The organism is Streptomyces sp. NPDC059679 (genome assembly GCF_042734105.1).
In the GTDB taxonomy this organism is placed as follows: Bacteria; Actinomycetota; Actinomycetes; order Streptomycetales; family Streptomycetaceae; genus Streptomyces.
This window is the reverse complement of the sequence record NZ_JBHWES010000149.1, coordinates 1-6854: the sequence shown is the minus strand read 5'-3', so window position 1 is coordinate 6854 and position 6854 is coordinate 1. Positions and strand designations below refer to the sequence as shown.

General features: G+C 68.9%; 8 protein-coding genes and 1 pseudogene. 5 read left to right on the top strand and 4 right to left on the bottom strand.

Translation table 11 applies throughout. The features are described 5' to 3' along the window. The coding region (locus ACFV2X_RS55005; protein WP_385631735.1) for an SPFH domain-containing protein at window positions 1-603 on the top strand (603 nt) is incomplete at its 5' end. Between the two features lie 108 nt (window positions 604-711). Here the strand turns inward: ACFV2X_RS55005 and ACFV2X_RS55000 are convergent. Beyond that, on the bottom strand, window positions 712-1215 hold the full coding sequence (locus ACFV2X_RS55000) for an HNH endonuclease (RefSeq protein WP_014180769.1): 504 nt from the start codon (window positions 1213-1215) through the stop codon (window positions 712-714). A 173-nt stretch (window positions 1216-1388) separates the two neighbouring features. After that, on the bottom strand, window positions 1389-1928 hold the full coding sequence (locus tag ACFV2X_RS54995; protein ID WP_385631731.1) for a YbhB/YbcL family Raf kinase inhibitor-like protein: 540 nt from the start codon (window positions 1926-1928) through the stop codon (window positions 1389-1391). A gap of 84 nt (window positions 1929-2012) precedes the next feature. Here ACFV2X_RS54995 and ACFV2X_RS54990 point away from each other — a divergent pair, with 84 nt between their 5' ends. Further along, on the top strand, window positions 2013-2351 hold the full coding sequence (locus ACFV2X_RS54990; protein ID WP_385631729.1) for a barstar family protein: 339 nt from the start codon (window positions 2013-2015) through the stop codon (window positions 2349-2351). Window positions 2352-2432: 81 nt separating this feature from the next. On the opposite strand, the gene ACFV2X_RS54985 is transcribed toward ACFV2X_RS54990, so the two are convergent. After that, a complete protein-coding gene (locus tag ACFV2X_RS54985; protein WP_089511190.1) occupies window positions 2433-3215 on the bottom strand; it encodes a sporulation protein in 783 nt (260 codons plus the stop codon). Window positions 3216-3384: 169 nt separating this feature from the next. On the opposite strand from ACFV2X_RS54985, the pseudogene ACFV2X_RS54980 reads away from it, so the two are divergent. The 3 genes and pseudogenes from ACFV2X_RS54980 to ACFV2X_RS54970 form a co-directional block, all read left to right on the top strand. Beyond that, a pseudogene (locus tag ACFV2X_RS54980) lies at window positions 3385-3644 on the top strand (DNA-3-methyladenine glycosylase); the annotation flags it as partial. A 12-nt stretch (window positions 3645-3656) separates the two neighbouring features. Further along, window positions 3657-4268: a DNA-3-methyladenine glycosylase gene (locus ACFV2X_RS54975; protein ID WP_385631737.1), complete on the top strand. Its 612-nt coding sequence runs from the start codon at window positions 3657-3659 to the stop codon at window positions 4266-4268. Window positions 4269-4837: 569 nt separating this feature from the next. Next, a complete protein-coding gene (locus tag ACFV2X_RS54970; protein WP_385631725.1) occupies window positions 4838-6097 on the top strand; it encodes an NAD(P)/FAD-dependent oxidoreductase in 1260 nt (419 codons plus the stop codon). Window positions 6098-6295: 198 nt separating this feature from the next. On the opposite strand, the gene ACFV2X_RS54965 is transcribed toward ACFV2X_RS54970, so the two are convergent. Beyond that, window positions 6296-6517, bottom strand: a complete 222-nt coding sequence (locus tag ACFV2X_RS54965; protein WP_385631724.1) for a hypothetical protein — start codon at window positions 6515-6517, stop codon at window positions 6296-6298. Window positions 6518-6854 lie beyond the last annotated feature (337 nt).

The window sequence follows — 6854 nt, the reverse complement described above, 5'->3', positions numbered from 1 at the left end:
CTGCGGAACATCATCGGCGGCATGGACCTGGAGCGCACCCTGACCTCCCGCGAGGAGATCAACGCGGCACTGCGCGGCGTGCTCGACGAGGCCACCGGCAAGTGGGGCATCCGCGTCAACCGCGTCGAGCTCAAGGCGATCGAGCCGCCCACCTCCATCCAGGACTCGATGGAGAAGCAGATGCGCGCCGACCGTGACAAGCGCGCCGCGATCCTCCAGGCCGAAGGTGTCCGGCAGTCCGAGATCCTGCGCGCCGAGGGCGAGAAGCAGTCCGCGATCCTGCGGGCCGAGGGTGAGTCCAGGGCGGCCGCGCTGCGCGCCGAGGGCGAGGCCCAGGCGATCCGCACGGTCTTCGAGTCCATCCACGCCGGAGACCCGGACCAGAAGCTGCTCTCGTACCAGTATCTCCAGATGCTGCCGAAGATCGCCGAGGGCGACGCCAACAAGCTCTGGATCGTGCCCAGCGAGATCGGCGACGCCCTCAAGGGCCTCGGCGGGGCCATGGGCAACTTCGGTCCGATGACGGGTGGCAACGGCGGCGGCTCGGCGGCCGCCACCGGCAAGGAGGCCGCCCCGCGCCGGGAGCAGCCCAGGATCGACTGACACCCGGGATCAGAGACGTACGGACCCCCCGCGCCTTTCGCAAGCGCGGGGGGTCCGTACGTATCAGGGCCTGGGCAAGTCGGGTCCGGCCCCGGGCGGGTTCAGGGTTCAGGCGGGCAGCGCCAGCCACTCCGGCAGGCCCTCACGCTCCGCCACCCCCAGCGCCAGCAGCAGCGCATCCGAGGGCGTCGGCTCGAACGGCGCGTTCAGCAGCCGCATCCCGGCCTGCTCCGGAGTCCGGTCCGCCTTGCGGTGGTTGTCCTCCGCGCAGGAGGCCACCGTATTGAGCCAGGTGTCCCCGCCACCGTGCGACCGCGGCACCACGTGGTCCACGGTCGTCGCCCTGCGGCCGCAGTAGGCGCACCGGTGCCGGTCCCGGACCAGCACCCCGCGCCGCGACCACGGAGCGCGTCTTCGGAACGGCACGCGTACGTACCGGCACAGCCGGATCACCAGGGGCACGGGCAGATCGACGTCCGCGGCGCGCACCCGCAGCCCGGGGTGGGCGTGTTCGATGACGGCCTTGTTCTGCAGGACCAGCACCACCGCACGGCGCAGCGACACCGCCGACAGCGGCTCGAAGCTCGCGTTCAGAACCAATGTCTCGCGCATCCCGACCACCTCCGCATCCGGCCAATCCCGGCCCGCGCGGACGGGCGGGCCGGGATACATCTTTGGCCGGGAGCGAGGCCGAGGACAACGCAATTTAGGCCCGGTAAAAGGCCTGTACGCGCCTGTACGCACCGCACACCGGGTGGGTCGGGGGCGCGGGCGGGACGGTGGTGTCAGCCGGCGGCCGGGTTCTCGTACTCGCCGATCAGCTGGGCGCGCGCCAGCGTGTGGAAGCGCAGATTGAAGCCGACGACCGCGGGCGAGGCGTCGGCGTCCGGGCCCAGCTTCTCCGCGTCCACCGCGTAGACGGTGAATACGTAGCGGTGCGAACCGTCCCCGGGCGGCGGCGCGGCTCCGCCGAAATCGCGCGAGCCGTAGTCGTTCCGGGCGTGCACCACGCCCTCAGGCAACCCCTCGAAGCCGCCACTGCCCGCACCGGCCGGCAACTCGGTCACATCCGCCGGGATGTCGAACAACACCCAGTGCCAGAACCCGCTGCCCGTCGGCGCGTCCGGGTCGTAGCAGGTGACGGCGAAGCTCTTCGTCTCCGCGGGAAAGCCCTCCCAGCGCAGCTGAGGCGAGGTGTTCCCCTCGGCGTACACCTGGGCGGACTTGAGAGTGCCCCCGGGCTCGACGTCATCGCTCACCACGGTGAACGACGGCACCGGCGGATGGAAGTCGTGGGGGAGCGGGCGCCGGTTCTGCTCGGACACGTCGAAACCTCCTGCTGCTCGCGCTGGTCGTAACGGCGGCCAGCCTAACGAGACCGCAGCCGCGCGGGCTGACACCATGCCCCCATGACCGGACCGACGCCCACGCCCTCGCCCGGCCCCGGCCGGCACACCGCCACCCTGCGCCTGGACGGGGTGCGGGACAAGGCGGGGTTCCTCGACCGCTGCGCCCAGGACCTCGCCTTTCCCGCATGGTTCGGCCGCAACTGGGACGCGCTCGCCGACTGCCTGCGCGACCTGTCCTGGTGGGGCCGGCCGGAGGAGGGCTTCGTGCTGCGCGTCCACGGCTGGGAGGCATTCCGTACGGCCGCCCCCGAGGCCGCGGCCACGGCGGCCGAGGTGTTCGCCGAGGCCACCGGCCACTGGGCCGACCGTGGCACTCCGCTGACCGTGCGGTACGAGTGACAGCACGCGGGGCGTGCACCGAGGAAACACGGTGCACGCCCCGCGGAGAGCCGAAGCAGGCCAGGACCGGCCCAGCGGCGGTCAGAACCAGTTGCGCTTGCCGCCGACCTCGGCGAGCCACTGGTTCAAGTACGCCGCCCAGTCGGTGTCCTGGAACGACGACAGGTTGACCGTGAAGGCCCGGTACGAGTCGCCGCCCTCGGCGAACAGGCCCGGCTTCTTGTCCATCTCCAGGACGACGTCCATCTCGCGGTCGTCCGAGACAAAGCTCAGCTCGACCTGGTTGAGCCCGCGGTACTGCTGCGGCGCGTAGAACTCGATCTCCTGGTAGAAGGGCAGCCGCTGCCGCGTCCCGCGGATGTGGCCGCGCTCCAGGTCGGCGCTCTTGAACCGGAAGCCGAGCTGGCCGAAAGCGTCGAGAATGGCCTGCTGCGCGGGGATCGGGTGCACATTCACCGGGTCCAGGTCACCGGAGTCCACGGCGCGCGCGATCTGCAGCTCCGTCGTCACACCCACGTTCATCCCGGTGAGGTGCTGGCCCAGGAACGTCGTGATGGGCGTCTCCCAGGGGATCTCGAGACCGAACTGCACCGCGTGCACCGCCCCGGGCTGCACCTCGAAGGCGCCGCCCAGCTGCTGCCGGGTGAACTCGACGTCCTGCTTGTACTCCTGGTCGTTGCCCTCCACCTCGACCCGCGCCTGCAGACCGACCGACAGCCCCTCGATCTGCTGCGCCACCGAGCCGCCCTGGATCCGGACCTCGCCCTGGACGATGCCGCCCGGAACGACGTTCTCCTCCGTCAGCACCGTCTCCACCGAAGCGCCACCGGCACCCAAACTCGCGAGCAGCTTCTTGAAGCCCATGTTCTCCCTCTCAAGGACGCGCCTGCGTCTTGTTCTGATCGCACGACGACCACTGTTGAACCCTAGGAACGCGGAACGGCGGGGAGCGGTTCCGCGTTGGCCCACCTTGTCAGCGGACCGGCTCCACTCCAACCACCGGTTGATATCGCTTGCACTACGCTCGGGCCGTGTGATCGCAACCCCCGACCGTACGCCGCTGACCCGCCGGTTCTTCGACCGACCCGTCCTGGAAGTGGCCCCGGATCTCCTGGGACGCACCCTCGTCCGCCGGACGCCGGACGGACCGGTCGGGCTGCGCCTGACGGAAGTGGAGGCGTACGCGGGCCTCGCCGACCCCGGATCACACGCCTACCGGGGCCGCACGGAGCGCAACGCCGTGATGTTCGGGCCCCCAGGTCATGCGGATGTCTACTTCACCTACGGCATGTCAAGGCGGTCGGCATGAACGTTGAGGATCTTGCTCACCCCGCTGAAGAAGTCGCCTCCAAGCTGCTCGGTGCCATCCTCACCCACGAGACCCCCGAGGGAACCGTGCGTATCACCATCACGGAGACCGAGGCGTACTCTGGTGCGGCCGACCCCGCCTCCCACGCCTACCGAGGCAGGACACCTCGAAACGCCGTCATGTTCGGACCCGCAGGACGCCTATACGTCTACCGGTCTCACGGTCTCCACTGGTGCGCCAACATCGTCACCGGGGCAGACGGCATCGCCACAGCTGTCCTCATCCGGGCAGGCAGGGTCATCGAAGGGGAAGACCTGGCACGCAAGCGGCGAGGGAGCAAGGTCGAGAGCCCACGTCTCGCGCGGGGTCCGGGGAACTTCTGCCAGGCGCTCGGCATCACGGCAGAGCACAACGGCACAGACCTGCTGACAGGCGCCTCGGTCGCGCTGTCCGAGGGCGAGCCAGTACCTGCCGCACTCATCCGGGTTGGTCCTCGGGTAGGCGTGAGCAAAGCCCACGACTGGCAGCACCGCTTCTACCTCGCCGGTGATCCAACGGTCTCGGCGTACCGACTGAGCCCGAGAGCCAAGCCGTCCGCCGGAGCCTGAGCCGCTGTGCGCCTCGCTCGGGGCTCGTCGGTGAGCCGACGCGGAGTTGGGCCCGAAGATGTGTGATCGCTCGCGAGCGTGGCGCGTGACGCGTTCCTGACCGGTCGGGTGACCGTCGACGTGCGCCGACTCGGGCCGGAGGGGTGCGGGGATGACCCCTTGGTGCGTTCTTCCGCACCGCCACGATCACGGTCACCGTGCACCACGATGAGCAGCCAACGGTGCAGATCAACGGATGGCCGCTTACGACTCTCGATGAGGGACGGGCGTTTTTGCGGGGGTCCTCCCTCCTTCGTGTAAGACCCTTCGGCCAGGTCGCCGCCGTCGCTCCCGACTGCATGAGACCGAGTCCAAGCGCAAAGCCCGCTTGCCTACCGCGTCCACTTCGCTGCCATCGGTTGGGCCGACAGGCAGGGCCACGCGGCCTTCGACCCGGGACGACTCGCGGCGGTGCTGGGCAAGGACGGCAAGCGGCTCTCCGATCCTCCCGTGCCCTGCCGTGTTCACCGTTCTGGGGGCTGGGCATGCTAGGAGCGGTAGTTCGCCCGTGATCCTGGAAGGGGGCGTTCGTGAGCGTCGGGTCCGTGCAGCGGCCTGAACGTGTTGCTGTGATCGGGGTGGGCATTCTCGGAGCCAGCGTGGGCTGGAACCTGTCGCGGCATGGGGCCGAGGTGGTCTTCATCGACGCGGGCCAGCCAGGCGAAGGGGTCACCAACTGGTCTTTCTCGTGGGTCAACGCCAGCAACAAGACCGAGCGCAGGTCCTACTTCGACCTGAACGTTGCGGGCATGGCGGCGTACCGCGAGCTTGCAGAGACCATCGGGCCAGACTCATGGTGGCATCCCAGCGGCCACCTGCGCTGGGCTGACGATCCCGCAGCGGAAGCGAAGCTCCTGGAAACAGCCGGGCTGCTGGCTAGCTGGGACTACAGGGTCGACGTGTGCACGGGGGTCGAGGTACGCCGTCGCCTCGAACCTGCTCTCACGGTGCCCGGCAAGACTCCGGTCCTGTTCTACCCCGACGAAGCATGGGTGCACGGACGTCATCTCGTCGGCCGCTTGGTCGGCCGAGCCGTTGAGTCCGGCGCCGAACACCGGTCCGGCAGCGCGGTCTGCGACATCGGCGTCGGCGCCGATGGGAGCATCCGGACAGTGACTCTGTCGGATGGGAGCCGTCTCGACGTCGACGTCGTCGTGAACGCAGCAGGACCCAGCGCCTCCCGGGTCGCCGGGCTCATCGCACGGCACTTGCCGATGCGCCGGGAACCCGGCGCCGTCACCCGGATCGGCTGTGCTCAGGTCCCGGTTCACCGGGCCATGCACGCGCCCCACATCGAGATCCGTCCTGACGGAGATGCGTCGGTGGTCCTCCACAGCCGCGAGATCGACGCACTCATCGACACGGGTGAAGATCCAGCGGAACTCGCACGGCTGCTCCACGAATCGGCGCAGCACGTAGTTCCGGAACTCGGCAATTCCCGCATCGCGCAGACACGGGTAGCCAACCGGCCCATCCCAGCCGACGGATTCCCCTCGGTGGGAGCGGTGCCTTCTGTGCCTGGCTACTACGAGGCTGTTTCCCACAGCGGCATCACGCTCGGGCCGGTGATCGGCCGGCTGCTCGCTTCGGAGATCCTCAGCGGGAAGAGGAACGAGATGCTTGCGGACTTCCGCCCGGAGCGGTTCCCCCCCCCGGTGACAGCGTCGGGAGGCGCCAGTACCGAACAGGCAGGTGCGTCAGGCCGTAGGCTGCGCCCGGATCTTCGAGGACAAGGCATCGGGCAAGAGCACCGACCGGCCGGAGCGCTCGGTCGCTCATCGACCTTGTGACCATGGTCGACATCCTTCGAGAGCAGGGCACCGGGTTCAGTGTGACGCCGTCCGACGGACGTAACGATGCCCGCGCCTGCCGACCACGGGGGAAGTCGACAGAGGCAGGCACAGAGGCGCGCGTCGCGCGTACCGCGCCCCTTCCGGCGCACCTTGGTCGTGGTGCTCGCCGTCCCTCAGCACGCCGGGGTCTGTCGGTCACTCGTCTCGGACCACCATCGCGAACGGCGTACGGACATGCCGGAAGCCCTTGCGTCCGCTCCGGCCCGTATGGCTCATGCCCTCCACGTCTACAGCCGCGCCGTCCGTCGAGGGCAGGGCCGTCCACTTGCAGTGAAGACACTCCGCCTCGAACATCACGTCGGTGTCCGGAGGCTGCGTGATCTGGTGCCTGACGTGCCGCAGGACAGCCCGCTTCACCGAAGCCCCTCCGACGCGCCGTCAGACGCAACTTGACTCTGGACACCCCGGCGCCTAACGTAGCCCGAGCCGCTTGAGACGGGCAGCGCTGTCGACACGACCACGGTCGGGCCGCAGCACCCCGATCCAAGGGCGGCAAACCACTACCGATGATTCCCGAACAGGGTCTATTTCTGCTGTGCAGAAATTCGATCCGAAGGCTCGATTAGGAGCCGGGCGGGAAATCAGCTAAAGTAGTGAACACACCGAAGGGAAGCGCCCGGAGAAACCGGTGAAACGGTTTCGAAGGAAGCGTCCGTTCCTTGAGAACTCAACAGCGTGCCAAAAGTCAACGCCA